Below are 24573 nucleotides of genomic sequence, written 5' to 3'. Positions count from 1 at the left end.
CGACCTGTTGGAGCGGCGCTCGACTGGTCAGAGGGAAGGCTTGGCGCGCTGCTCCTCAATAGGTGAGCTAGCAACAGCTCGTCTGGACCGAAGACGATCCGCTCCGAGGCCGCCCGAAACGGCGGCGAAATTCTCAAGGCTCTGACGGATGGAGCAACAGAATTCCTTGTGGAGCGCGGCAGCGGAACCTGGAGTAGGAAAGGCCTTGGTGAGCACCATACCTCAGCCGTCACATCCCGATTCCGCGCTTTCTGCCGAAGCTCCAGTCGATGCCGCCGCTGTTTTGCACGAGGCCGGTGATGTGCTGGCCGATGCGCCCTTCCAGCATCGGCTGCCAGGGCACGAGCCGAAAGCCGAGACCATTGTCCAGCATGGCGAAGCGCCCGCTCGCAAGACTGACGGGGCCAAGCAGCGTGCCGCCGACATGATTGCCGGGCTGGACGGGCGCGAAAGTGAGGCCGCGCGCAGCGGCCATTTCCTTGCCGACGCGCGCGACCTCCTGACGCTCCAGCGTAGCGACCAGGTCGCGCGAGAAGGTGATTGTCCCGCTCGTCGCATCGCGTGCGGCATGGCCCATCCCGACAAGCTGGGCAGCCCGTTTATCGAGCGCGTTGTCGACGTCGAGACCAAAGCCTGACCTCACCAGCGGCATGGGGATCCTGGCCGTAAGCTCCCGGTCGAGCCAGGTGGCGCCGTCGCTGCCGATCTGCGCGTCGAGGTCAAGCGTCGAAAGCACGCGGATGGAGAAGTCCTTGCCGCGGCTGCGGGCATCGTAGGCGATGCCGCGCTCGGGCAAGTTTTCCGGAATGCGCCAGTGGTCTTCGTCGATGCGCTCGACATGGCCGGCCCGGCGCAGCGCTTCGAGACGGCGGACATGGAAGCGGACGAAGGCGTCCGGGTCCTTGCCCTGCTGCAAAAATGTTTCCCGGATCGCCTCCAGGTGCCTGCTCGGCCGATAGATGCCATCCTCGCCGGCTGCGACGCCGATGTTGCGGTCGGCGGCACGCGGCTCCTCCTTCGGCGGGATCGGATCAAGCGCTACGATATGGCCGCGCTGGATGTCTTCGAGCTTTGCCGCATCGGCGGTCTCGACATAGTGGGTGCGCCCGTCGACTCCGTTGATGACGAGCGACAGCTTATCGCTCATCTCGTCGCCGGCAAGACCCTTGGCGAGCACACGGCCGACGACCGGCTCGGTGATGGTCTGCCGGTGCATGACATATTGCGCCGCGCCCCGTTCATCGGCGAGGCCGTGCTCCTCGAGTGCCCGGTGCATGGTCTTGATGATGTCGTTGCGCTCGCCAAGCGCGCGCAGCGTGCTTTCGGCTTTGTCGGAGATCAACCACCGGCCGGGCTCGATCTCGCTCGCCAGGCCGAAGTGCTGCAGCTTCTTTGCCCGATCGATCAGCAGATAGCGATTGCTGGAAATGGTGTAGCTGTCGCTGGCATTGGGACGGAGGTCGACAAGATCGTGCTCGTGCTGTTCGGCGATCAGCATGCGGTCGAGCCGGGTCAGCCGTTCGGCACCCACTTCGTTGGCCAGCTTGCGGGCGACCTCGACCTCGCTTTGCAGGCCGAGTTCCGTTCGACCAGCTCGCTTGCCCGGTGACGAATGCCATGGGCGATGTAGTCGCCGGCGATGTTCAGGATCTTGCTGTCATCGGTGACGCCGCGCACCAGGATATGGGTGTGCGGATGACCGGTGTTGTGGTGGTCGACGGCGATCCAGTCGAGGCGCGTGTTGAGGTCGGTCTCTATCTGCCGCATGAGATCGCGGGTGAAGGAGCGCAGGTCTTCCATCTCCGCGGCATCCTCCGGCGCGACGATAAAGCGGAACTGATGCCGGTCGCCGCGGCCGCGCTCGACGAAGGCCTTTGCGTCGGCCTCGTCGTCGACGGCCGAGTACACCTTGCCCTTCTCGCCGTCTCTGGTGACGCCGTCGCGCTGAAGATAGCGCAGATGCGCATCGACGGCCTTGCTGGTCGTCACAAACTTTTGGCCGCGCCCGGTGGTCCCCTTGCCTCGTCCTGGCAACTTGACGACGCGCGCCTTCACGACGACGCGGCGGGAGCGAAAGCGGACGCCATTGCCGTCCTGCTTCCAACCGCCACCATCCCTTGGCAACTCTGCTGCCAGCTTGCCGCCGCGGCCGCGGGCGTTGAAGCGGCCACTCCCCTTCCCGGCACCGCTGCTTGCACCGAGGCGATAGGGATTGCCGCCCTGCTTGCGGATGGCAATCTCGACCTGGCGCACAAAGGGCAGCGTGCGAGAATTGACCGGCGCGCCGCTACGCCGCGTCCGGCCGGTGCGAACCTGGAATTGGTCGCTGTCACGATCTGCCATGACGGCAGCATCGGGCGTCGGGATTCGCTCTTCAAGACGGCCGGAACGCTGAGCGTGCTATGGAGCGCAAAGACTTGCTGTGGCGTATAAACGGCGGATCGCACATCGCCCGGGCACCGCACCTTTACTTTTCAGATCAGCAGGATAGCGGACCAACCGGCACCCGCCACACCTCGCGTGGTGCCTCCCGGTGTCCGCATGTGCCGGAAAAAACAATGTGCAGACACACACTTACGAGCGAAGCGAGGGCGAACGCCAGCTCGCTTTATCTTGCTGTCCCCCACCACCCTCGCTGTCCCCCACCACCCTCGGTAACCGTCCGGATCCTGCACATCTTTCGGGTCGTGCAATCTCGCAACATGTGACGTTCCTTGCTATTGAGAGATTTCCGGCGGTGCCTCAACGTTCCTGGGACAAGGCCAACAACCCGTGCTGGTCGACGCATGACGCGACCTGGTATCGGGCCGTTTTGAGGCGGAGGAATATTGCCGCCGGCGCAAGCTTTCGACGAAGACTTTTGAGCTGTGAGTGCGCCATCTGGTGAGCCCGGAAGATCGGCGCAAACGTGCGGAATATCTGCGGAAATTGCGCCAGGAAAAGCCGGAAAAGCGGGGCAAGAAAGGGCCGCCGAAGCGACGCAAGAGCCCGCGCCGCTACCGCTACAGCGTGCGTACGGACACCGGTCCGATTGCCCTGCAGGCGTTCTGGGGCAAGCATGTGGAGGCGATGAACTGGAGCGGGTTGGGGCTTGCCGAATATGCCGCGGCGCTCGGACTTTCGCCCCATGCGCTGCCCAAATGGCGCGCTCGTCCCCGAGGAATTCGAGGCCGAAGTGGACTGGCGATCTCTGTTGCATCCGAGTGCGCGGGCTCAATTCAGCAGCGCTGCTAATTGCGTACGGCGCCAATGTCACTTGACACCGCCGTTGACGGGCGGTCGAACCGGCGCCGCTTCAGCGACGCACAGAAGCAGGCGATCGTGCAGGAGACGGAGAAGCCCGGCGTCAGTGTGGCGGAGGTTTGCCGCCGCCATGGGATGGCCACCAGCATGCCTTCGGCCGGCGTGTCCAGTTCGGCGTGACCGCTCGCAAGGCGCCGCAATTGGCAACGGTTGCACTCATCCATGGGACGGAAACCGAACCGCCGGTACTGACTGCCCTGCGCAATCTCGTACGACCGCCGGACGGCGTGATGACAGCCCAACTGGACGACGGGCGGCGCGTCTTTGCATCCGTCGGCACAATGCAGATGCAGTCCAGCAGCATCTCGCGGCGAGGAAGAACGCATCATGATCGTCGTTCCGACGGGGGTGAAGGTGCATCTGGCGCTCGGTCATACCGACATGCGCAAGGGGCTCGATGGGCTCGCGGCGCCGTGGTGTCAAACGAGTTGTCAGCTGCGGGGTGGCAAGCGCTTCAAAAGCAGCACGCCGTTCATCAGATATTCGTTGAGCCAGTAGGCGGCAGCCGTTCGGGCGCATGCCGGCTGCCATGTCAGCAACATCCATCCTGCCGATCGGCGCGAGGCGGTGCAGCCCACCTGAATGAGTCCCACAAGAGGTACACGCGAGGGCCAATTCATGCCGGGGCGAGACCAGGACCGCGGCACAGAGTGTCGCGACGACAATTGTTCATGGCTCAATCCTGCGACGCAGGAGCCATGATTCATGGCGCTGGCTTGCGTTGGGCTGTGCGCTTGGCGCGCGGAGAAGCGAGGGGGAAAGCCTTCCTGCTTCCCCGACGCGATCGGCAACTTGTCTGCAGCCGGACCGAACGATCGCAGCGACACTTGCCTGCTTGATATTTACACGGAATGAGGTTTGTTGGCGGAGTAACGAATTATTTGCCTGGATTGGCGAATAGACAGACCATCCGTTTTCAAAGCGCGCTTTGGACAAGAGGAAATTCGATGACCGTTTCTCCAGACCCAAGCGACCAGGCTGATCTCGTATCAATCACCGCTGACATCGTTTCCGCCTACGTTTCGAACAATCCGTTGCCGGTCGGCGAGTTGTCGAAGCTGATCGGGGATGTCTATGTCGCTTTGCAAGGGATCGGCACACCTGTGGCTCCGACCGCAGCCAAACTGGAGCCGGCGGTGTCGATCAAGAAGTCAGTGTCACCTGATTTCATCATATGCCTGGAAGACGGGAAAAAGTTCAAATCCTTGAAGCGGCATATCGGAACGCACTACAATCTGAGTCCGGACGAATACCGCCAGAAATGGAACCTGCCCTCCGACTATCCTATGGTTGCGCCGAACTACGCGGCGACTCGCTCGGCCCTGGCAAAATCAATAGGATTGGGCCGCAAGGCGGCAGCGCCAGCGACAGCTGCGGCGGAAAAACCAAAACGAGCTGCTCGCGCGCCAGCGGCGGCAGCAATTGCCACGGCAATCAAATCGCCGGTGAAGAAGGCGCGCAAAACACCCGTCAAAGCATAGCGTGCTGCACCAGATAGAGGTGCAGTGGCGAACCTGAACATGGCGAAGCCCCGCCTTGCGCGGGGCTTCGTGTTAGCTCGGATCACTCGGCGGCGCGGCGGGACCAGATGAGCGAGAACTCGCCCCCGGGGTCGGTTTCGACCAGGCTCGCATAGATCGGAGCGGGGAAGCTGGGATCGTCGAGCTTGACTGAGTGATAGTCGCGGCCCTCGCGCGAGGTCTTCTTCCATGCCGCCCCGAACTCGATGGCGCCGGCGAAGATGCGGAAGTCCGGACCTTTTTCATTGTCGCCGTCGACCGGGGTGAACGACACTGTCTTGACGTTGAGGTTGAGGGTTTTGACTGAGCCGGAGAAGCCGTTCGCGGTGCGGGAGAATGTGCCGATCGTCGCCATTGTGGTGGTTCCTTCTGTTTCTCGGGCCGCGCCCATTGCGGCCTCACATGAGGGACCACTCGTCAAGCTGTGGCTCTGAGCTGCTGAGTGGTCGTTTCTGGAGGACGCTCCGCTCGGTGCGAGGCGTCCTGTCAAGGGTGCTCAATCGCCGTTGCGGCGGTTCGGACGTGACCAGATGAGGCTGTAGCCCTGGCCGTCCTCGCCCACGACGAGGTTGGCGTAGATCGGAGCGGTGAAGCTCGGGTCGTCGAGCTTGAGACCCAGGTAGCTGCGACCCTCGTTGGACTGCTTGGACCAGGCCGCCCCGATTTCGATGCGGCCGACGAAGACCCGGTGGCTGGGAGCGTTTTCGCCGCTGGCGCGCGTATCGGGTACGATACGGACCTTCTTGGCCTGGAGGGAGAGGGTGACGATCTCGCCGCTGAACTCGTTGTTGTCCGATTGCTGGAAGTTGCCGATGGTAGCCATTGTCGTTCTCCTGACTGGTTGCCGAAGCCGCCCTGTGCGGCCTCGATAGCGGTCGTGAGGCGACGATCGGGCCGACTGCATCCTGTGGACCGCAGCGCCAGCGGAGGACGGCGGCAGCCGAGCTTGTTGTCCCGCGAGGAATGCGGCAAAGCCGCAGGGGAAGAAGGTCGGGGAAGCCGTTGCAGGCAGAGGCCCGACCGGCGCCAGACCAGCCAGTAGAGAGGCCGTATAGGGAGGATTTCAGCATCAGTCTCTCGAGAACGATGCTGGCCATCGGCCCTTCAGCCACGCATTCGGCACAAGCAGCGCGATCCCTACCGCCACATGAACCTGAGGTCTGAGCCCATTCCTGATCCGCGCGTTTGCACGTATCAACCTCACATCCGGTCGCCGCTCGAGCGGCCGCACCATAATCCCGCCTGCGGCGGCAAGGGCTCAGGAGGACGAGACCAGTCTCGATGACGGCGTTCAAAGCCATGCCGCAATGCGGTCGTCCACCTGGTTCCGGCGGGGCTGATCAGGCCCTGGCCGAACTGGAATGCGGTCAGATCGTCATGGTCTTACAAACGCTCCTTCGATCACCACGCCGGCGCGGACGTATTTCCACAAAGCCACGATCAGCTTGCGGGCCAGCGCGGTAATCATCACCTTCTTGAAGCGTCCGCCATTCTGGGCAACTCGCTCGTTGAACCAGCGGCTGAGCGCCGAGGCGGGCTGGTGCCGCAACCAGAGCCACGCCATTTCCAGCAGCGTCGATCGCAAGCGTGGGTTTCCGGACTTTCCGATCCCCTGTTCCCGGTCGATCGACCCGCTTTGCCATGGCGTCGGCGCAAGGCCGGCATAGGCCGCCAGCTGCCGGCGATTGTCGAAGCACCGAAACAAGCCCTCTCCCCACAGCACGGCCGCAAACTCTGGTCCGATACCGACGACTTTCGACAGCATAACCACTTCACGCGCCGATTGGCGTTCTTCGGCGAGCATGGCGTCCCGTTCCGCCTCGACTGCCTTGATCTGATCGAGCAACATTTCCATTCGGTCGACCTCACGCAGAACCTGGCGCTTCATATTTGCGGGCAGATCCCGTCCATCGCCGGTGTGAAGAGTTTCCAGCCGATCGCGACGATCACGCCGCAAAGGATCGTAGCCGGTGATGCCCTGCGAGAAGAGCAGACCCTTGATCCGGTTGCCGTGCCGGATGCGTTCTTCCATCAACACCTTGCGCTCCCGGACGATGCGGCGGCGATCCTCCTCATAAGGGCTCGGCACGCGTAGCATGGAGCAGACTCGCGGTTCGCCACGCTTGAACGCCAGCAGCGACGCCGAGTGGTTTTGAAAGCAAGGCAGCGCACAAAGAGCTGGACGAGATCTTTGTTTCGGTGGAGTTGAGCAAGAAGTCCTGGCTGGTCACCTCGATTCGCCGGGAGCTGGCGGGTTATCGCGCCATACCATCCCCGGCGCGGATATTGCCGGGCTTCTTGGCCGCCTCGCTCAGTTGAAGCAAAGGCTCGTAGCCGAACCGGCCGCGACTATCCGTTCGTCATCATTCAAGGGGCCGGCCTTGATGGCTTCTGGGTCCACCGAGTTCTGGAAGCAGAAGGCCACGACACTCATGTCGTTGACGCGGCATTTTGAACATCACTACGGTTCGGTCGCTCCTCCAAGCGCCCGCCGTGCGGGTGGCGGAGGAGTTGTATGGCCTCATGAGGGTTGAACGAATGTTTCGGGCAAGTTTGCAGCCAGCTCCGCCGACTGAACCAAGTCCGGAGATTCCATATCGACGCTTGGGTTGGACGCTCGCGCCAGCCGGAACCAACGGCGGCCACAAGCGGTTTACCAATCGAAGGGACTGCAATGGCAGGATAATGGAATTTTTGGATATGGAACTGGCGAGAGCCCGACAGCGGCTCAACGGAGCGCAGCTTTCCCTTAAACGTGCGAATGAAATGCTGGATGAAGACTGCGGCGTCGGCATCAATATCGCGCTGTGCAGCAGGATACGGGCTGCGCAACGGCGCGTGGTGGAGGCCAGATCGCGGTTGACGAAGATCGATCCCACCAGCGCTGACGGAGTTCGCACACGTTGAACCATCCGGGCCGTGAAAGCCTTCCGATCCGCCGCTGCCCCATGTCGTCACGGCTAGCGCCTCAGACCGCGCAGCAATATGTGAGGACCGGCCTCTCATTCGTCACGGCCCTCCGGCCAGCTCTTTGCGAGCGTAAGATCGGACAGCGGAACCAAAGGCGGATTCGCGAATTCTACCGCTAGACAATTGGATTGTCGCCCATGAGGCTCGCGACCCTCCACCTTGAAACTGCGAGATACGGCGATGTATATCGCGCCGCCAGGCTCGCGCGACTGACGCGGCAAATGATCCGGCACATCAAGCGCACTGACACCTCGGCTCAAAACGTCGAGCAAGCGCTGGCTAGGTTGGCCGAAGCAAACGCGCCCATGGACCGGCTCACGCTGCATCAGTAAGGCCGCCACGCTCATGCCCGCCCCCGCATCGGCACGATGTGCGGCTGGTTGTTCGGTTACTGCATGTGGCGTTCCCTCCACATCCGTTTCGCGGTGCCGGGGATGGCGCTGATGATCTTGGCGATCGGGCGCTCGCTGCCCAGTCGAGTAGATCGAGCTGCGCTGGGTCATGATATCGCTTCTTCGTGACTCCGCTGGTCCTTAATCGGTTGTTCTTGCGAGACTTATGTAACATCGTGCCAGCGCCGTTCAGCGCATCGTTGCCGCCACGGCCTCGGATGATGTCGGCGACATCGAAAGAGCCGAGCCGTTGATGCAGCCCAGTTCGCTGCTACGGTCAATGATCCTGGTCGGCGGCAGACTTAAAAGCGCTGACGGGTGGCTAGAATGTATCACGTCCACGGATATGCCTACGAGAACGTCTTCCCCTTCGCGGGTGACTTTACGCGGCTTCCTCATCATCGTCTGACTCGTACTTTCGAGCTCGTGACGCTAGATCCCGGGTGCTGTCAGGCCGCATGCCGGCGATAGCAAAAGAACGCCCCCTCAATAGTGGGTCTTGCGATGTAGCGGTCTCCCACCCTCAAATTCCAAACAATTCTCTGTTGGAATACAGCGCGCTCTGAAGCCCAGGATGGCGCCGAAAGCTGTTTGCTGGGCCGTGCGCCAAATCAGCCGAATTGCTCTCTAGAAAGCCGTTCTTCTCCATACCTCTGTGCTACGCTATTGAGCACACAGGTTGGCGATCTCAATGAATTCAAGTGCTTGGCGCATAGCGCCTAGCATCGAGTTTGCGGCCTGCTGCGCTGGAGCGAGAGAACCCGACGACGAACGCGAACGCCCATCGACAGGTTTGAGAGATTTTGCTCTAGTGAGAGTATGATCCACGCCGCATAGACCGGTGTTATTTCGCCTGGCGATTCTTCCAAGAGATCGCGTCCTCAAGCCGGTCGTCACCCCAGAAAATCTCCTTGCCGACGACGAAAGTCGGCGAGCCGAAAATGCCGAGGCTCTTGGCTTGGTTCGTCGCGTCAACAAGCCCCGCCACGGCTTCTTCCGCGTCCGCGCGTGCCAGCACATCCTCCACATCGGCGCCGGCCTCCGTGATACTCTGGCTGATGTTCGGCTCATTTCCGGCAGGAAGTCCTTGTTCGATCCATCGCCTGTAGCTTGCCCGGACATAGGCGGGACACCAGCCTTCTGCTGCCCCCACGATCGCTACACGGTTCGCCCGTTCCAGCTCCGCTAGAGGGTACGGCGCCGGGAGCTTCGGCGAGAGCCCGCGCATTTGCGAGCGCCGCTCGATGTCCCTCCACATATAGGCGGCCTTTGCCGGCTTGTTCACAAAGGGGACGTTGTTCATCTCGATCATCACCACCCGCACATTGAAGGGTTTCCAGACGAAACGAACGCCAGTCTGCTTCTCGACCTGCTCGATGCGCATGACCGACAGGTATGTGTAGGTGCTGCCTATTGAGAACCAGAAGTCGATGATTGGCATTACCTAAAACTCCAGAGCATGACCCGCCTTGTCGCCAGCGAGGTGTGCTCCCACCGCGGCGATCCCGCTCCCGACATTAAGGCAGGCCTGGCTTCGTTGCCATTGTAGTTACCAATACGTCACCGGAAACATGCGAGGCCAGGAAATTGCGAGCGTCGCGTATGTCCCGAGAGAACTCTGCATCTGCAAAGGGAACCAGGAGTTGCTCCAGCATCGAGCAGGGATAGAGCCCAGGGCTGGCCTCGTGTGCGAAACGCGCGAGATCTGTCGCGGCTCGAAGTTCCAACATTCGGGCGTCCTGCTGCCGCGCAACCTCCATTGCGGCGAGGAGGCTGGTTTCCACCCGGGAGAGGTCCGGCTGTGGTTGCTTCAGTGCCACCAGGCCATCGAGCCGATGAAGTTCAGCCAGCCAGAACTGCTCGCCCGACCGGCCAACGAAGGCGAAACCTTCCCGCACCGCAGCCTCTGCTGCCACCGTATTGCCGGCCTTCAGAAGGCATTCGGCAAGCTGCGCGACGAACACTGACTCGAATAGGTGAGCGTCGCGCGTTCGATTGGAATCGAGCGCCTGACGGATCGTCGCTATGTTCTCGTCGGTTGGCTCGCGCCGGGCTCGCACACATGCATGGCATAGAACGCCGTTTCGCTTCAGGTGCTCGACCTTCCGTTCGCCGCAATAGGTGACGAGCGCAACAGCATCGCTCTCGCAAGCGTCGAGATTGCCGAACAGAAATTGTGGCCACACGATCGTGTAGAAGTTGCCTGCCGCGACGGTGTGAGCGTTGCCATGATTTAACAGCTCTGACCGCACCTGTTCACTGGATTTCGCGACGCCCTCGTACTGTCCCAGCAGAGCTAACGCCATTGTCTTCCAGTACAGGACGTTCAGGCCGGGGTCGATGCCAAACCAGGAGCTCAACACCTTCTGGCGGTCGGGGTCACGATATCTTTCAGCCGACTGCAGACTTTCCAGAGCCTCGCGAGAACGTCCGGTCAGGACCTGGGTCGTCCCGAGAAGCCGATAGGCGACCAACTTGAATGTCGGGTCGACCTGGCGGTCCGCAAACTCTACAATCTGCCGCGCTAGGGCGAACGCATCCTCCATCTTCCCCGCGAAATAGCTGCTCGCGCAAAGGCCCTGCGGAACCGAGAAGCGTTGCAAGTCGGAACCGACGCCTGCGTCAAGCAGTGATTTGGCACTAGTCAACGCCGCAACTGTTTCCTGGAACGGCAGCAGCGAGTTGGCGCGGGCGACCAATAGAGCCAGTTCAAGTGGTCGACGCACCTGCTCGTCTTCGATTTGCCGGGCTGCCGTCAATCCGGCCCCGGTGTGCTGAGTGGCCTCGGCAAGAGCTGACCGCGACAGGGCCAATTCCGCAGCAGTCAGCCAATAGTGCGCCGCCGGCTCCGAGAGTCCCGCCTCAGTGTAGTGATGGGCGATCACCGCCGGCGCGGATTCGCTGCTATCAGCAAAGCGCTCGACAATTGACCGGGCGATGTCCGCATGGATGCGCTGTCTGCGGGAGCGAAGCAGCGAGTTGTGGGCTGCATCCTGCACGAGCGCGTGTTTGAAAACATAGATCGTGTCACCTATGGCGGCGCGAGAGAATACCAGCTCCGACTCGACCAGCTTGTGTAACGCCTCCTTAAGCGCGGTTCCGGTAATCGGCGAGATCGCTTCCAGCAGACGGTACGAAAATTCCCGGCCGATCGCCGCGCCAATCTGTGCGATTTCCCGGATCGACCCGAGCCTATCCAACCGCGCCATTAGGGAGTCCTGCAGCGTCGATGGAATCGCCAGTGCCGTCAACGGCGCGGCCAGCACAAAACACTGGCTTTGCTCGCGCAGTTGCCCCGATTCAAGGACCGCCTTGGTCAGTTCCTCAACGAATAAGGGAACGCCGTCAGTCTTAGAGATTATCGCGCTTTGCACTTCTGCAGGAATCTCCTTGCCGCCGGTGATGCGATCGATCATGGCTGCAGCGTGACGCCGTCCGAATCGGTTGAGCGCCAGCCCTGTCACATGGCCTTGACCGACCCAGGGATTTGTAAACTCCGGGCGAGAGGTCACTATCAACAGCGCCCGCAATCCCGGTACTCGCTCGACGATGCCGCTGAAGAAATCCAGCGAGGTGGGGTCTATCCAGTGCGCGTCCTCCAGCACGGCAAACACGGGCGCCTCTCGCGTCAGCCCGGCGAACAGCTCAATCAACGCGGCAATCGTCTGCTCCTTTGCCTCGCTCGGCACTACTCCGAGGTCCTGAAAGTGTCCCTCGGTCGAGATCGACAGAAGCGAGGCGAGATAGGATGCGACGCCCCGGCCACCGAGGCCCGAGCGGGCGATTAAAGCTTCGAGCCTTTCGATTTGCGCTGTCGGCGGCTCGCCGGACCTAAGACCCAGCGAAGATGATATCTGTCGGACGACCGGATACATCGAGACGTTGCGATGGTGCGGAGAACACTGGTAACGCACAAGGCCATAAGGTTGACCCACGATCCGTTCGCGCAGTGCCTCCAACAGGCGTGACTTGCCGATGCCTGCCTCGCCGGTCAGCAACACTACTTGGCCTTCCCCCGCACGCGTCGCTCCAGCGGTCGGCAAGCAACGCCACTTCCTGATCACGTCCCACCAGGGGCGCGTTCGACCGGGACGCCTCGAACCGATTGACGTTCTCCGTCTCGCGGAGGACCTCCCAGGCCGAAACCGGAGCATCAAAGCCTTTGATGACGTGGACGCCCAGGGCCTTGAGCTCGAATACCTCGCCAAGTAGTAGGCGCGTCGAAGACGCGATGACGATGCGACCTGCGTTCGCCAGACCCTGAAGCCGGGCCGCGAGATTCGGCGTATCGCCGACCACCGCATGCTCGCGCGATGCACCATGGCCGATCACGTCCCCCACCACCACCAGGCCAGTCGCAATTCCGACGCGCGCCTGGAGTGTGCCTGCTGCCGCCGTTTCAACCGTGGCAACCGCAGCTACGATCTCCAGAGCGGCACGCACGGAACGCTCCGCGTCGTCTTCATGGGCAAGCGGATAGCCGAAATAGGCCAACACGCCGTCACCCATGAACTTCGCAACAAACCCCCCGTACCGGGCGATGATGACGGAGCAGGCTTCTTGGTAAGCGCGCAGTACGTTGCGCATCTCCTCGGATCCAGCCGTGTCGACATTTGCGTCGAGCCGACGAGATCGCAGAACATAACTGTAATCTGACGTCGCTCAGCTGTGTCGACATGCGGCGTCGTCGGCTCTATGGGCTCGGGTTCCAATTGCCGCGCACCAAGGCGTTCGATTGCCTTCAACAACCGCTTGCGATGCCCGAGAAGCACGCCGATCTTTTCCAGGTCGGCGTCCGTAAGGTCAGGCAGCACTTCGCTGTCTATCCCGTTCTCACGGAACGAAGCTTCATATTGAACAAGACCGAGGCTCTGCAGCCATTTCCCTAAATTCATGGACGTATCGCAGCCCGATTGGACCAATAGTCCTCAAACGGGAGCCGGATGTCTAGTGAAGAGAATTCCGGGTAGTGGGTCAGTTTGAAATCTGACGCTGCGCTTTTTGCCGGGGCGCCGTTCTTCGCTCAGCTCTGGGCATATTTGTCAGTTCTTCGGCATTTGGGGTGGCACAAGTTGAACGTATGGCGTCGTCGGTTCCTTATCAGGGCGAATGCGACTGGGGGCCGGCTTCCCGTGTTTGCCGAGCGACCTAATGTATTGATAGAGCGATTGCATATCGCTCTCGTCCATCGCTCGAAGATTGTACCAAGGCATCGGTGGAGACGTTCTAATGCGCTTCAGCATCCCTACAAATCCACGCTCGGTCATTACCGAAGCATCTATCCGAAGATTGGTCGCATAGGTCGTGCCCCAAGGACCGCGCCAACCGACCGAGTTGCCCATTAAAGCCTTTTCAGGATCAATCTTGCCTTCTGTTTCCCGGTAGCCTTCGGTATGGCAATCGTGACACCCGCCGATGATTGATACCTGCAACCCTCGTTCGACCGATACTTCGCCTTGAGCGAAGGCTGCAATTGGCATCGTGAGACCGGCTAATAGGAAAAACAGGCTTGTGACACGCATCCTTCCCTCCCATGCGTTCCGCTAAGCAGTATGAGCCAACGTCCGAAGGCGACGGCTAGCTTGAAAGGCTCTTTTTGTAAGGGCCGCGAATAGCCGGTTTCTCGGCTTCTCTCGCTTCGATCAGCGCAACGATGTCACCAATCTCCCAAAGCTTGTCAGTGACGCCAGTGGCCATCGCAGGCGTCATGCGCAACGTGGCATGGATGCGAACAAAATTGTAGTACATGAAATGCAACGCCACCGCATTGGCGTGAGCCTCCACCTTCTTGGAAAAGCCATTGGTCAGGCGAGTGAAGCGGCGCATGTGCATCCGCATGGTCAGGTTCTGGCGTTCCGCAAATGACGTGCTGACATGCTTGATGTCAGGATTTCCTTCGATCCGTTCTTTCCGCGCGCCAGTGCATTCGGCGGGGCTATAGCGGCCCTTGGCGCTGTCAGGCGAAGTGCCATAGAGCTTGATCAGCATGGCATAGTCGATATCGCCGCCGAACGCACCTTCAACAGCCTCTAGCGACTTGAACCCCCGACGTCAGCACCGAAACATTCTGCCGCATCTTACCCTGTCCGATTTGCACGTCGCTACTCGCCTTTCCCGAACGAGCCGGCCAAGCAGCTTCCGCACCACGCAACATCTCTTATCTTGGGCAACACGGTCTCTTCATTGCCGGATGTGCGGGATGTGGATTTGTTGTGCCGAGTGCAATATGGCCCCGTTTACCGGGACCGAGGCTTGTCGAAACAGTCAACCGCCTGGATTTGATATCGTTGTGCTGTTTCAGTACCGACGTTCTCGAGGCCGCGTCTATGAAGAGTGACGCGCTTTCGTACCCGCCCCGCGGCCTCTCTCGTGAGGAAGCAGCGCGCTATGTCGGCGTCGGATCGACACTATTCGACGACATGGTTGCTGACGGCCGCATGCCGAGGCCTAAGCACGTCAACAGTCGCGCGATCTGGGATCGTGTGGCGCTCGATATCGCTTTCTCCGCCCTGCCAGACAAAGACAATGGTCTCCAACAACTATTGGAGCGGAGCAAACGAGAGCCGACAAGGAGATAAGCAACTACGCACATTGCGTATACGCTGCAGGCGTAGTACAGTCATCGCCTGAGCGGATGAGATGACGTGAACGACAATGAAAAGCTCGCGCGAGAAGTGAAAGCCTGGCGGGCGAAGGGAGGATTCACCGCCGAGAGTGCAGCCAAGGTCTTGGGAATACCGAAACGCACTTTTGAAGGCATAGAGCAAGGTCGGGGCTTCCCTTACCCGGTACTCCTGCGCGTTGCTATAGAAAGCAAGACCCTTTCGCTTCAGGCAATGCTGGAGGATTCCCCGCCTGTTGAGCAACGGCAGCGGAAAACTCAAAGGGAGATTTAATGGCCAGGCCATTCAAAGATATCCGCTACCCCGGCGTTTCGTCGCGCATCAAGAACGGAAAGCTCGTCTATCGCTATCGCGGCAAAGGAATGCCCGAAATTCGGCTTCCTGGCGGACCAGGCGATCCTGAGTTCGAAGCCGCCTATGAACAGGCAACGCAAGGCCAAGGTCAAAAGGCCGTCATCATTGACTTGCCCGGTCGGGCGTTGCCAAAGACATTTGGTCATGCTGCGCGCCGACTTGAAGCGACGATGGAATGGCTGGACTTCGACGAAGCGACGCAGCAGAAGAATGCTCGGCTTATTGAGCGCTTCCTTCAGATGCAGGTCGATCCTGCCTATCCGTTGACTTGGCGCAACACGCCGGTGGAACATCTCGATGCCGACCATCTGCGTGCGATTATCGAAAGTGTCTTTGCCACCAACCGGACGGTTGCCAAGCACCTGCTGGTGGCAATCAAGAAGCTCCTGTGGGTGGCGATCGAAGTTGAGAAATGGATCAAACCGCAGGACGATCCCTCGCTGTCGATCCGCGTCCGTATTCCAAAATCGACTGCCAATCCCGCCTGGCCGATCGCCATTCGTGAAAAGTTCGAGGCGCACCATCCAATCGGCTCAGCGCCGCGCACCTGCTATGCGCTCGGTTTCTGGCTCGGCAACCGACGCGGCGATATCGCCTCACTGGAGTGGGACGATTTGGTCTTCGAGGAGGAGATCGAATTGTTCGATGGCTCCTTGGAAACAATCGAAGCCTTCGACTTCCGACAGCAGAAAAATCGTCATGGCGGGCGCGAGATGTTCATCCCTGTTGTGGACAAGCTGGCGCAAGCTTTAGTGCCACTAGATCGCTCTAAGGGTGGCACGGTATTGAAGAACGGCTATGGGCGTCCGTTCTCCGAAAAGAGCCTCACCGGCATGATGGCACATTGGAACAAGCAAGCCGGCATCCCGGAGGGCTACACCCTGCACGGGCTGCGCCGTACCTTCGGTACGTATCTCGCCGAATGCAACATCCAAGCGCGCGCTATCATGGAGGCGATGGGGCATTCTTCAATGACGGTAACAGACGAGTATGTGCGAGAGGCCAATAAGAAACGGATGGCTGTCGATATCGCCCGCGCCATTAACGAGCGGGAGGCCAAACGCGACGCCATGAAGCAACGGACACCGCTGCGCGTCATCAAATGAGCGGTTTCAAACCGACCACATGCAGGGTGGCCTATCGGCCGCCCTTTTTGTTGGGCCCATAACGGGCCCAAAACGTTTTTGGGCCGAGGCCACTTTTTATAAACAAAATCAATGGTCATGGTGGGCCCGGAGGGTATTCAGAAAGCCATAAAAATCAATTGGTAAGAGATCAGTGGGACTTCAGAGCATTCAAATCTTTTCCAATGTTTTTCAATGTTGTTGTCCCACTCAGAAGTGCCTCAGTCCACCAAGCCGACGCACTGAACGCCTCACTCGGAAGGGAGGTTTGCGCAAGGTGAAAGGAAGATCGCGTCGGTGTGCAGCCTTCCTGAGAAAGGTCGCGGTAGAGCCAACTGCTGACGCTCAGCGCGAAGACATCAATGTCCTGTTATGGGGCCGTCAGAGGACCGGCCGCTTCTCGCGCCCAGAAAGCGATAGCAGACATGCAATAGGTGGTACAAAAGTCTCTAGCGTGACCCTTTCGAGACATTTGCGTGCGGCATTTGCGTCTCGAAAGCGGTTCTTCAGTGCTACCAGCACCAACGACCGTCTGCGGTCGTTCAGAACACGGGTTACCGTCTCTAAACCGGATATTGGACCGGGCAGCCGCCGGAAATTGATCGAATGGAGGTGATCGCCTGTCAGGACGCGTTCAAAAACGACCTACGACCGCGATCTTCATCGCGGCCGTTTTCATGGTGTCATTCCCGGCTATGCTGACAAGTTCTTTATGATCGGCAGCTTGCGGATCGTCTTGCCCGTCGCCGCCCGTAGCGCGTTGGCGACGGCCGGGCCGATCGGCGGCACACCGGGCTCGCCAACGCCCGTGGGCGGCTCGTCGGACGGCACAATGTGCACCTCGACGCGCGGCATCTGCTCGATCCTGAGCGGCGTATAGGTGTCGTAGTTCTCTTGGTCTATGACACCGCCCGTCAGGGTCAGCTCCTCCTGGAGGATCGCGCCTAGCCCGAAGCCGATACCGCCCTCCATCTGAGCGCGGATCTGGTCAGGATTTATCGCGGTGCCGCAATCTACCGCGCAGACGACGCGGTCGACTTTGAAATCATTTCCATCGTTGAAGGTGATCTCCACCACCTCGGCGACATAGGTCGAGAGGCTTTCATGCAGGGCCACGCCGCGGAAACGGCCTTCCGGCAGAGGCTTGTCCCAGCCTGCCTTCTCAGCAGCCAATTTCAGCACGCCGGCATGCCGTGGATGGTGACCGAGCATCGACAAGCGGAAATCGACCGGATCACGGTTCGCAGCGGCGGCGAGCTCATCGATCAGGGTTTCCATTGCGTAAGCGGTGTGGGTGGAGCCTACCGAACGCCACCACAGCACTGGGATGTTCACGTCCGTCGTGGTCAGCTCGACCTTCAGGTTCGGGATCGCATAGGGCAGGTTGGTGGCGCCCTCCACGGAGGTCGGATCGATGCCGTTCTCGATCATCGCCGCAAAGGGCGAACCGCCCGCGATCGATTGGCCCACGATGTGGTCATGGAGAGCGACGACATTGCCTTCCTTGTCGAGCCCCGCCTTGACTGCGTGCACATAGACCGGCCGGTACCGCCCACCCCGCATGTCGTTCTCGCGGGTCCACTGCACCTTCACTGGCTTGCCGGGTCCCAGTGCACGCGCTGTGGAAACAGCTTCGATAATGAGATCTGCGTCCGAGACCGCTCGGCGGCCGAAGCTGCCGCCGGTCTTCATCACGTGCAGCCTCACCTTGTCCGGCGTGGTGCCGCCTACTTGAGCGGCAGCCGCCTGATAAAGGTCGGGCATCTGGTGTCCGCCCCAGACGTCGATGGTGCCGTCTTCGTTGATTCGGGCGGCCGCGTTGAGTGGCTCGATCGAAGCATGGACAAGATAGGGGAATTCGTAGTGCCCTTGGATGACTTTCTCAGCACTGGCCAACGCTGCGGGAGTGTTACCGTCGTCGCGCGCGGTGGCCGCGCCCGGATCGTCTGCTGCCTTAGTGTATTCGGCCATGATCTCGGCCGTGCCGCGCCTTTCGGCCTTCTCTTCGTTCCAGGTCACCTCCACGAGATCGCGGCCCTTGAGCGCCGTCCACATGTCCCTGCCGACCACGGCAATGCCGCGCGGCGTCTGGACGACATCGACAATGCCGTCGAGTGCCTTGGCCTTGGAGGCGTCGAAGCTCTCGATCTCAGCGCCGAATTTCGGCGGATGGATCATAACGGCCGTATTGAGTCCATCCATCTTGAGGTCGATCGTGTAGGTCTGCGCGCCATTGGTCTTGCCGGCGGAATCGTAGCGCTTGAGGCTGTCCGATCCGATCTGGGCCCACTTGTCGCGCGGCTTTAGCGGCACGTCGTCGGGAACCGGCATTCCCGCTGCGGCTTCAGCCAGGTCACCGAAGCGCGCCTGCATCCCTGAGGCGTGCGACACGACTCCGGAAGCGACTGTGATCTCGCCGGCTGGCACGTCCCACCGCTGCGCCGCGGCCGCCACCAGCATGGCCCGTGCGGCAGCACCCGCCTTGCGGTAGCGCTCCCACGACGAGCTCATCGACGTGGAGCCACCGGTTCCCTGCGCGGCCCCTCCCCAGGCGAGATTGCCGTAGAGCGCGGTATTGCCATATCCGCCGACCACGTGGACCTGCGCCCAGGCGCCGTCGAGCTCTTCCATAACCAGGGTGGCGATGCCGAAATAGGAGCCTTGTCCCATCTCGAACTGCGACGAGTGGACGACGATTCGGTTCTCCGGTGTGATCTCGACATAGGTCTGGAAGGGGTTCGCCTGGACCGTTGCAGGCGTCGTTTGTGCGTTGGCGGGCGCGGCCATCATTAGCCGGTAGCCCACGGCGAGGCCCGCGGTGGTGACGGCCGTGCCGAGGAGGAACTGGCGGCGCGTAGGCCCCACGGCATTATGCTTCGGGAGAAACTGCAACATGCCTCAAGTCTCCAGCCGGTTGGCGGTCTCGTGGATGGCCGCGCGGATGCGATGATAGGTGGCGCAGCGGCAGAGATTGCCGCTCATCGCCGAATCAATATCATCGTCCGTCGGCTTCGGCGTCTCTGTCAGGAGGGCCACGGCCGACATGATCTGGCCAGACTGGCAATAGCCGCATTGAGGTACGTCGAACTCGGCCCACACGGCCTGGACCGTTTCGCCGATCTTGCCCGACACGCCCTCAATGGTGGTGATCGAGGCTCCTTCGATGTCGCCGACTGCGGTCTGGCACGAGCGCGTCGGCATGCCGTTAACGTGAACCGTGCAAGCGCCGCACTGGGCAAGGCCGCAACCGAATTTCGTTCCTGTGAGTCCGATGCCGTCACGGATCGCCCAGAGCAGCGGCATCTCTGGATCGACGTCGAGTGTTCGCGCCTCGCCATTGAGGGTAAAAGCGACCATGGTTTGCTCTCCTTGTCCTGAGCTGGCTATCTCGTTGCGCCTCCGCCCGGCTAGGAACCGGATTCTTATTGCTGAGGCATAGCGACCACAGACTAGGATCGCGCAGCTCGAGCAACAAGCCGCTAGCTGGCAATCGCGAGATCGTGAAGTGGCTCGTGTCGAAAGGCTGGAGGCAACTGAATGTCATTTTTGGGCCGACCGGCCGGTCAGTTTCCGGCTCGATGACCTGGTTGGCAGTCATTCCGCTTCTAAGCCTAAACCCCAGACATGAACTGTAGCAGCATCATAAAAGACGACATCAAGCGGCGATTTTTCGTTGCGCTGCACCGCTAGCTCGTTCGCGTGGTTCATGATCCGCTGGTTATCCGCGGATGCTGGTTCACCATAGATGCCAACACAGAGCTTGCGAAACTTGCCACGCGCTATGCGGTTAAGGATGTGGTCGTCATTCGTAGCGAGCGAATGGCCGAAAATGAAGAAGCAATGGCTGGCGGTCTTCACATTCGCGGTGAACTGCTTGAAGCCTTGGTACAGGTAGGCATTGTGACGGATCTTCGCCTTCTTCTCGGCGCTGGTGGGCTGATGAAGGGCGGCTTAGGGTCATGATTTCCGGTTCATCGCGCTGCAATGACCGATGAGTCACAGACGCTGCATTTCGCGCTAGACCGCAGCTGCGGTATTCTCGATCATACGCTCAGCCATCCTATTCGCACCTCGTCGCCGCCGTTCGCCGCACCTATCGATCGGAGGCCTTCCAGCCTCGCGATAGCCGCGCTATGTGGCTGCACACAACCTGACGACGAACAGGAGCAAGATTGGACACATAGAAGCCAGCACAAGATCGCCTCCCCCTGTCCTTGCTCGTTTTCAACGAAAACAATCAAACTGAGTGCTGCGGGGATAGCGAGCTCGATTTGGCCCACTTCAGAGCGAAGTCGGCCATAAGCCCATTGATATAATTTTGGTGGGCCCTGAGGGTGCTTGGAAAGTCAGAAATATCAAAGGCTATTCGACAGTGGGACTGTGTTGCGTTACTATGCTCTCCGGTCTTTTCCGGTTGATTTGTCCCACCCTGATGCCGATTGCGGTCATTCGCCGCTGCCTTGGTCAATTCCCGATTCCACAAGCATCCGGTCCTGAGTGGGCAGACGGCCTTCCTAGTGGTAATTAGTCAGCGACACGTTGACCGTTCTCGTCATGCGGGTGAATCTACGTTCGACCATATACGTCGTCGAAGCGAACGATATCATCCTCGCCGAGATAATCGCCGCTCTGCACTTCAATGATCACCAGGTCAATTCTGCCTGGGTTCTCCAGCCGATGCTTATGGCCGCAGGGGATGTAGGCTGATTGGTTTGTCGCCAGGAACAACTCCTGCTCGCCATTGACGATTTTCGCGGAGCCGCTGACCACGACCCAGTGCTCCGAACGATGATAGTGCATCTGCAGGCTCAGCCGCCGACCGGGCTTCACCTCGATGCGTTTGATCTTGAAGCGCTCGCCTTCCTCGAGAACCGTGTAGGTACCCCACGGCCGGTGTACCGTGCTATGGACCAGGTGAGCTTCATGTCCTGAAGCCTTGAGGCCCTCGAACAGCTTCTTGACGTCCTGAACGCGGTCGCGGGATGCGACAAGCAAAGCGTCCGGGGAATCGACGATCACCAGATCGCTGACACCGACCGTGCCGATGACGCGCTTGTCGGAGCTCACATAGCTGCCGGTCGTGTCGACCATATGCACATCGCCGCGTATCCTGTTCCCGCTTTCGTCGGGGGCGATCAAATCGGCCATTGCGTTCCAGGATCCGATGTCGTTCCAATCCATGTCGCAGGCAACCACGGCAAGTTTGTTCGTCTTCTCCATGACAGCGTGGTCGAGCGAGATTCGCGGGGCGGAGCCGAAATGCTCAGGCGCGAGTTCGATTTTGGCAAAGCCTTCGCCTTGACTGAAGCGCCCGTTCTCGTAGCTGTCGGAGACGGCCTGGATCACCGCGGGGCAATGCGATGCCATCTCGTTGAGCATGGTTTGTGCGCTAAAGCAGAAAATGCCGGCGTTCCAGAAGAAGCGCTTGGACGCGACATAGGCTTTGGCTGTGTCCAGATCCGGTTTTTCAACGAAACGGACGACTTTTTCACCATCCGCTTCGATATAGCCAAATGCCGTGTCCGGTCTGGTTGGGGTGATGCCCAATGTGGCGATCCGCCCGAGCTTCGCATGTTCGATGGCCCGGCACATGACGTCTAAAAATGCAGGCAGGTTGCCAACCATGTGATCGGCTGGGAAGACGCATAGAATCGCGTCAGGGCCTTGCGTTGCCTTGGCATGGATGGCGGCTGCCGCAACGGCTGCGGCCGTATCCCGGCCTTCAGGCTCGAGCAGAAAGGTGCGTGGCAGGACCACGGAATCTAGTTCGTCGAACTCGTCCTTGGTAAGGAAGAGGTGTTCCCCAGATGTCACGGCGACGAGTTCCACTACGCCCTTTATCGAACCGACGCGCAGGACAGTGTGCTGAATGAGAGAATGTCCATCTGCTACTTTAAGGAAAGGTTTGGGGTGCGATTGCCTCGAAGCGGGCCATAGCCGCGATCCGGCTCCACCGCTGATGATGACGGGAACCACTTTCATTAAACAACCTCGATTTCGTCTCTGGACGTCATTGCCCGCGCCCTTAGCGTCAGCGTCACGACCGCCGTCGCTCTAGGATGGTCTTGCGGCGCTCCGAGTAACAGCGAAGTTCTGGCGCGTTGCCGGACGGCCGCAGATGAATGATCTCGTCATTCTGTATTCGTGCCCTAAGGCCGTTGGTTTCATCGACGTCGGCAACAGTCCCGAATGGAGCCAAGAACTGCTGCAGTGTGTCCGGATCCTCAAGCCTGCGGATCAAGCTGAGCAGCTGCGGGACATTTAGCGTATGCCATGGCCCGCCTCTCGTGGATTGCGGTCGATGTCTCTATGCCTGTTCGTTCCATTTGCCGAATTGCCCAGGTAGCGGTCTTAATCAAGATGAGAGATTCTTTGGCTGCCTTCTATCAAAATCAAACGACTTGGGTCCTTCAGATCGAACTCAATTACCCGCGGTACGAAAAGGCGTGCATATCGTGTAAAGGCGCTCGTCGGAGGAAACCGAACTACAGTATCGCAGCGCCCGAGAAGATACATCTCAACGAGGGCGGAAATTGCGCCGTCCATCCCAAGTGCTGCAGTGTGTAAGGGGCCGTCTTGATCGGATCGGAAATGCTTGGGGACGGTGAGAAGATCGGGAAACTTGGCCGACAGATGATCCAGGATTTGCGCGCTGTCCGTGCACAAGAACAGCCGCACAGGCTTGGGGTGCGGTAACGCTTTAGCCTTATCAACCGCAGTGCACACTTGTCGAACGGCGAACTCCGGATCGGCCCAGTAGGGCGCATGGTCCATGATGTCTTCACCGTTACCATGTCGAACATGAACCCCGATGATGCTGTGCCCCTCAAAACATTCTTGGTAAATGGCATCTATGCGTGTTTGAATTTCAGACCGAGGCTTGACACTCTGGAAGACCTGCCGCTCGGCATCCTCATCGCAGCGCCACATCAAGCAAGCGTCACACACTACTGTGTTCGCTTCGACATCGTGTTCGGCCTGAAAGAGCTCGCCCAACTCGTCGCGCTCTTGGAAAATCTGCTCATCTGGGCGGTAAAGGCAGTCGATCGCTGGCCTATTCCACCACTCCGGGAAGAATGGACCCGGGAAGGAAAAGTCGTTGATCCGGTCGTCGCAAATAGCCGGTACGCCAGCGATGTCATTGATCGGTTGGAAGAACACCGGAAAGGCATTTGTGAAGGGTTGGTCGAGATAGCAGGACCCGCGCCAGTCGACGGCTAGCGTTCGTCCCGACCGCTGAGCGTAGCGCCAAGCGGCCGCCAGCGACCACAGACAATCACCGAACCCCGTACGCCTCTGAGAGACGACGAACCTGCGCTTTACCAATCCACTGACCTGCATTTTCGGAAATCTCGTTTCAGAGACGAGGTTGCATCTGGCTTGGGATCTCTTAATCGATACTAGTCGACCGTTACGCCGGGCGATTTGGTAGAGGCTGCGCGTGGGGCAGAAGAGCTCCTCAGCACTGCCTATCCTTATCTCTGTGACGCTCGCAAATCTTGACGCCGGGTACGCTCGCTTCCGGTTTAAATTCAGCGTTCTCTAATGCGCCCGGCGACATGTGTAAAATTGATTGCGTGAATGTGGCCCATCCATGTGATGGATACTAAGGCGTTCCTTGACCATGAGCCTCTGCTGACGTGGGGCCGCGCTTTGCTAAGCGAAACAACCGGTCGAGACAGTCCACAAAGTCCCTTTTTCAAGTCCAATTCTTAACTGCCTCAACGTAACATGGTCATTTGCGGGCGTTTCCTGAAGGACGGATGTGCAGGACCCGCCAGCCGTGAATGTCAGGCGCAGGCCATCCACGTCATTTATGGCCATCATGGCGTCCGGTCCCATCGAAAGATGCGACACGGCGCCCTCTGACGCTTTCAAGTGCGCCAACATGGCGCCATTCCTGCCGGATAGCTTTCGAGCCGGCTGGACTGAGCGACTGGCACGCGATGCTGTGCGACGATGTCCGGGAGAGGAATTTTGGCGTCTGCAGCCATGTGGAGGATCGTTCCGACGGTTCTGCGGGTTCTCGGTGTCAGAGCGGACACCTGTGCAAACCCGCTCTCGTCCGTTTTCGACAGGCCCTTGAGGTTCATGACCCTGTTGTTCGCCGAGATCACCCGCCAGTTCAGCGATCCAGGTGAAGATCGGCACGCCTGTCGATGCGGCGATCATCGCCTCGGCCAGCGAAGATGATGAAGAGGGCCATTGGGTCAAGTACAAGCGCCGACCAGCGTTTCATTGCTTCAAAGCCCATTTCGGTGCCTAGGCCGATACGGCCCTTGTCGAG

The 24573-nt window shown here is 59.9% G+C and carries 23 protein-coding genes and 5 pseudogenes; 9 read left to right on the top strand and 19 right to left on the bottom strand.

Annotated elements, in window-relative coordinates:
* Positions 1-229: 229 nt before the first annotated feature.
* Both NKI54_RS03710 and NKI54_RS03705 read right to left on the bottom strand, forming a co-directional pair.
* Positions 230-1531, bottom strand: coding sequence for a DUF3363 domain-containing protein (locus NKI54_RS03710; protein WP_352690744.1), 1302 nt, complete (start codon positions 1529-1531; stop codon positions 230-232).
* On the bottom strand, positions 1513-2343 hold the full coding sequence (locus NKI54_RS03705; RefSeq protein WP_352690743.1) for a relaxase/mobilization nuclease domain-containing protein: 831 nt from the start codon (positions 2341-2343) through the stop codon (positions 1513-1515). The genes NKI54_RS03710 and NKI54_RS03705 overlap by 19 nt, the downstream gene beginning before the upstream one ends.
* A 528-nt stretch (positions 2344-2871) precedes the next feature.
* Here NKI54_RS03705 and NKI54_RS03700 point away from each other — a divergent pair.
* Complete coding sequence (locus NKI54_RS03700; RefSeq protein WP_352690741.1) at positions 2872-3234, top strand: hypothetical protein; 363 nt, start codon at positions 2872-2874, stop codon at positions 3232-3234.
* Here NKI54_RS03700 and NKI54_RS36465 read toward each other — a convergent pair.
* Positions 3231-3632, bottom strand: a complete 402-nt coding sequence (locus tag NKI54_RS36465; RefSeq protein ID WP_245274834.1) for a hypothetical protein — start codon at positions 3630-3632, stop codon at positions 3231-3233. The genes NKI54_RS03700 and NKI54_RS36465 overlap by 4 nt on opposite strands.
* On the opposite strand from NKI54_RS36465, the gene NKI54_RS03690 reads away from it, so the two are divergent.
* Together NKI54_RS03690 and NKI54_RS03685 are read left to right on the top strand one after the other, a co-directional pair.
* Complete coding sequence (locus tag NKI54_RS03690) at positions 3631-3801, top strand: hypothetical protein (protein WP_245274835.1); 171 nt, start codon at positions 3631-3633, stop codon at positions 3799-3801. The genes NKI54_RS36465 and NKI54_RS03690 overlap by 2 nt on opposite strands.
* A gap of 449 nt (positions 3802-4250) precedes the next feature.
* The gene (locus tag NKI54_RS03685; RefSeq protein WP_023680033.1) at positions 4251-4784 is read left to right on the top strand and encodes a Ros/MucR family transcriptional regulator; all 534 of its coding nucleotides are present in this window, start codon (positions 4251-4253) and stop codon (positions 4782-4784) included.
* A gap of 82 nt (positions 4785-4866) precedes the next feature.
* Here NKI54_RS03685 and NKI54_RS03680 read toward each other — a convergent pair whose 3' ends face one another.
* The 3 genes and pseudogenes from NKI54_RS03680 to NKI54_RS03670 all read right to left on the bottom strand — a co-directional run.
* On the bottom strand, positions 4867-5178 hold the full coding sequence (locus NKI54_RS03680) for a DUF736 domain-containing protein (protein ID WP_023680034.1): 312 nt from the start codon (positions 5176-5178) through the stop codon (positions 4867-4869).
* Positions 5179-5319: 141 nt separating this feature from the next.
* Complete coding sequence (locus NKI54_RS03675) at positions 5320-5646, bottom strand: DUF736 domain-containing protein (protein ID WP_352637565.1); 327 nt, start codon at positions 5644-5646, stop codon at positions 5320-5322.
* 552 nt (positions 5647-6198) lie between these two features.
* A pseudogene (locus NKI54_RS03670) lies at positions 6199-6963 on the bottom strand (IS110 family RNA-guided transposase); the annotation flags it as partial.
* A gap of 38 nt (positions 6964-7001) precedes the next feature.
* On the opposite strand from NKI54_RS03670, the pseudogene NKI54_RS36460 reads away from it, so the two are divergent.
* Positions 7002-7272 (top strand): annotated as a pseudogene (locus tag NKI54_RS36460) (IS110 family transposase); the annotation flags it as partial.
* Positions 7273-7508: 236 nt separating this feature from the next.
* Positions 7509-7730, top strand: a complete 222-nt coding sequence (locus tag NKI54_RS03665; RefSeq protein WP_023680037.1) for a hypothetical protein — start codon at positions 7509-7511, stop codon at positions 7728-7730.
* Positions 7731-7825: 95 nt separating this feature from the next.
* Here NKI54_RS03665 and NKI54_RS03660 read toward each other — a convergent pair whose 3' ends face one another.
* From NKI54_RS03660 to NKI54_RS03630, 7 genes and pseudogenes are all read right to left on the bottom strand, one after another.
* A complete protein-coding gene (locus tag NKI54_RS03660; protein ID WP_352690740.1) occupies positions 7826-8296 on the bottom strand; it encodes a hypothetical protein in 471 nt (156 codons plus the stop codon).
* Between the two features lie 733 nt (positions 8297-9029).
* Positions 9030-9626, bottom strand: a complete 597-nt coding sequence (locus tag NKI54_RS03655; RefSeq protein WP_352637562.1) for a 2-hydroxychromene-2-carboxylate isomerase — start codon at positions 9624-9626, stop codon at positions 9030-9032.
* Positions 9627-9702: 76 nt separating this feature from the next.
* Positions 9703-12186 (bottom strand): ATP-binding protein, encoded by a 2484-nt coding sequence (locus tag NKI54_RS03650; RefSeq protein ID WP_352637560.1) that lies wholly within the window; start codon positions 12184-12186, stop codon positions 9703-9705.
* A gap of 169 nt (positions 12187-12355) precedes the next feature.
* Positions 12356-12772 (bottom strand): annotated as a pseudogene (locus NKI54_RS03645) (adenylate/guanylate cyclase domain-containing protein); the annotation flags it as partial.
* A gap of 149 nt (positions 12773-12921) precedes the next feature.
* Positions 12922-13080 (bottom strand): annotated as a pseudogene (locus tag NKI54_RS03640) (SAM domain-containing protein); the annotation flags it as partial.
* 147 nt (positions 13081-13227) lie between these two features.
* A complete protein-coding gene (locus NKI54_RS03635) occupies positions 13228-13707 on the bottom strand; it encodes a c-type cytochrome (protein ID WP_352457996.1) in 480 nt (159 codons plus the stop codon).
* A 55-nt stretch (positions 13708-13762) separates the two neighbouring features.
* Positions 13763-14218: pseudogene (locus NKI54_RS03630) on the bottom strand (IS1 family transposase); the annotation flags it as partial.
* A gap of 293 nt (positions 14219-14511) precedes the next feature.
* On the opposite strand from NKI54_RS03630, the gene NKI54_RS03625 reads away from it, so the two are divergent.
* The 3 genes from NKI54_RS03625 to NKI54_RS03615 all read left to right on the top strand — a co-directional run bounded on the left by NKI54_RS03625 (position 14512) and on the right by NKI54_RS03615 (position 16268).
* The gene (locus NKI54_RS03625) at positions 14512-14763 is read left to right on the top strand and encodes a hypothetical protein (protein ID WP_031212899.1); all 252 of its coding nucleotides are present in this window, start codon (positions 14512-14514) and stop codon (positions 14761-14763) included.
* A 66-nt stretch (positions 14764-14829) separates the two neighbouring features.
* Complete coding sequence (locus NKI54_RS03620) at positions 14830-15081, top strand: helix-turn-helix domain-containing protein (RefSeq protein WP_023680045.1); 252 nt, start codon at positions 14830-14832, stop codon at positions 15079-15081.
* A complete protein-coding gene (locus tag NKI54_RS03615; RefSeq protein WP_352637557.1) occupies positions 15081-16268 on the top strand; it encodes a tyrosine-type recombinase/integrase in 1188 nt (395 codons plus the stop codon). The genes NKI54_RS03620 and NKI54_RS03615 overlap by 1 nt, the downstream gene beginning before the upstream one ends.
* A 711-nt stretch (positions 16269-16979) precedes the next feature.
* Here the strand turns inward: NKI54_RS03615 and NKI54_RS03610 are convergent.
* From NKI54_RS03610 to NKI54_RS03585, 6 genes are all read right to left on the bottom strand, one after another.
* Complete coding sequence (locus NKI54_RS03610) at positions 16980-19181, bottom strand: xanthine dehydrogenase family protein molybdopterin-binding subunit (RefSeq protein ID WP_352690738.1); 2202 nt, start codon at positions 19179-19181, stop codon at positions 16980-16982.
* 3 nt (positions 19182-19184) lie between these two features.
* Positions 19185-19643 carry a (2Fe-2S)-binding protein gene (locus tag NKI54_RS03605; protein ID WP_352467057.1) on the bottom strand — a complete coding sequence of 153 codons (459 nt, stop codon included), beginning with the start codon at positions 19641-19643 and terminating at the stop codon, positions 19185-19187.
* 237 nt (positions 19644-19880) lie between these two features.
* Complete coding sequence (locus NKI54_RS03600) at positions 19881-20177, bottom strand: DUF4917 family protein (protein ID WP_245278578.1); 297 nt, start codon at positions 20175-20177, stop codon at positions 19881-19883.
* Between the two features lie 675 nt (positions 20178-20852).
* Complete coding sequence (locus NKI54_RS03595; RefSeq protein WP_352682189.1) at positions 20853-22268, bottom strand: mannose-1-phosphate guanylyltransferase/mannose-6-phosphate isomerase; 1416 nt, start codon at positions 22266-22268, stop codon at positions 20853-20855.
* 55 nt (positions 22269-22323) lie between these two features.
* On the bottom strand, positions 22324-22485 hold the full coding sequence (locus tag NKI54_RS03590; protein ID WP_352479197.1) for a hypothetical protein: 162 nt from the start codon (positions 22483-22485) through the stop codon (positions 22324-22326).
* A gap of 152 nt (positions 22486-22637) precedes the next feature.
* On the bottom strand, positions 22638-23627 hold the full coding sequence (locus NKI54_RS03585) for a nodulation protein NodZ (RefSeq protein ID WP_352530898.1): 990 nt from the start codon (positions 23625-23627) through the stop codon (positions 22638-22640).
* A gap of 796 nt (positions 23628-24423) precedes the next feature.
* Here NKI54_RS03585 and NKI54_RS03580 point away from each other — a divergent pair.
* Positions 24424-24552 carry a hypothetical protein gene (locus tag NKI54_RS03580; protein ID WP_352449730.1) on the top strand — a complete coding sequence of 43 codons (129 nt, stop codon included), beginning with the start codon at positions 24424-24426 and terminating at the stop codon, positions 24550-24552.
* The last annotated feature ends 21 nt before the right edge of the window (positions 24553-24573 follow it).

This window comes from Mesorhizobium sp. M0663, from assembly GCF_040320585.1.
Taxonomy (GTDB): Bacteria; Pseudomonadota; Alphaproteobacteria; order Rhizobiales; family Rhizobiaceae; genus Mesorhizobium.
This window is presented reverse-complemented; position numbering and strand designations above follow the sequence as displayed.

Excerpts from the sequence above, each read along its gene's own strand:
- NKI54_RS03705 (WP_352690743.1), bottom strand. The coding sequence starts at position 2,343 with ATGGCAGATCGTGACAGCGACCAATTCCAGGTTCGCACCGGCCGGACG.
- NKI54_RS03690 (WP_245274835.1), top strand. The coding sequence starts at position 3,631 with ATGATCGTCGTTCCGACGGGGGTGAAGGTGCATCTGGCGCTCGGTCAT.
- NKI54_RS36465 (WP_245274834.1), bottom strand. The coding sequence starts at position 3,632 with ATGATGCGTTCTTCCTCGCCGCGAGATGCTGCTGGACTGCATCTGCAT.
- NKI54_RS03685 (WP_023680033.1), top strand. The coding sequence starts at position 4,251 with ATGACCGTTTCTCCAGACCCAAGCGACCAGGCTGATCTCGTATCAATC.
- NKI54_RS03680 (WP_023680034.1), bottom strand. The coding sequence starts at position 5,178 with ATGGCGACGATCGGCACATTCTCCCGCACCGCGAACGGCTTCTCCGGC.
- NKI54_RS03675 (WP_352637565.1), bottom strand. The coding sequence starts at position 5,646 with ATGGCTACCATCGGCAACTTCCAGCAATCGGACAACAACGAGTTCAGC.
- NKI54_RS03665 (WP_023680037.1), top strand. The coding sequence starts at position 7,509 with ATGGAATTTTTGGATATGGAACTGGCGAGAGCCCGACAGCGGCTCAAC.
- NKI54_RS03660 (WP_352690740.1), bottom strand. The coding sequence starts at position 8,296 with ATGACCCAGCGCAGCTCGATCTACTCGACTGGGCAGCGAGCGCCCGAT.
- NKI54_RS03655 (WP_352637562.1), bottom strand. The coding sequence starts at position 9,626 with ATGCCAATCATCGACTTCTGGTTCTCAATAGGCAGCACCTACACATAC.
- NKI54_RS03635 (WP_352457996.1), bottom strand. The coding sequence starts at position 13,707 with ATGCGTGTCACAAGCCTGTTTTTCCTATTAGCCGGTCTCACGATGCCA.
- NKI54_RS03625 (WP_031212899.1), top strand. The coding sequence starts at position 14,512 with ATGAAGAGTGACGCGCTTTCGTACCCGCCCCGCGGCCTCTCTCGTGAG.
- NKI54_RS03615 (WP_352637557.1), top strand. The coding sequence starts at position 15,081 with ATGGCCAGGCCATTCAAAGATATCCGCTACCCCGGCGTTTCGTCGCGC.
- NKI54_RS03610 (WP_352690738.1), bottom strand. The coding sequence starts at position 19,181 with ATGTTGCAGTTTCTCCCGAAGCATAATGCCGTGGGGCCTACGCGCCGC.
- NKI54_RS03605 (WP_352467057.1), bottom strand. The coding sequence starts at position 19,643 with ATGGTCGCTTTTACCCTCAATGGCGAGGCGCGAACACTCGACGTCGAT.
- NKI54_RS03595 (WP_352682189.1), bottom strand. The coding sequence starts at position 22,268 with ATGAAAGTGGTTCCCGTCATCATCAGCGGTGGAGCCGGATCGCGGCTA.
- NKI54_RS03585 (WP_352530898.1), bottom strand. The coding sequence starts at position 23,627 with ATGCAGGTCAGTGGATTGGTAAAGCGCAGGTTCGTCGTCTCTCAGAGG.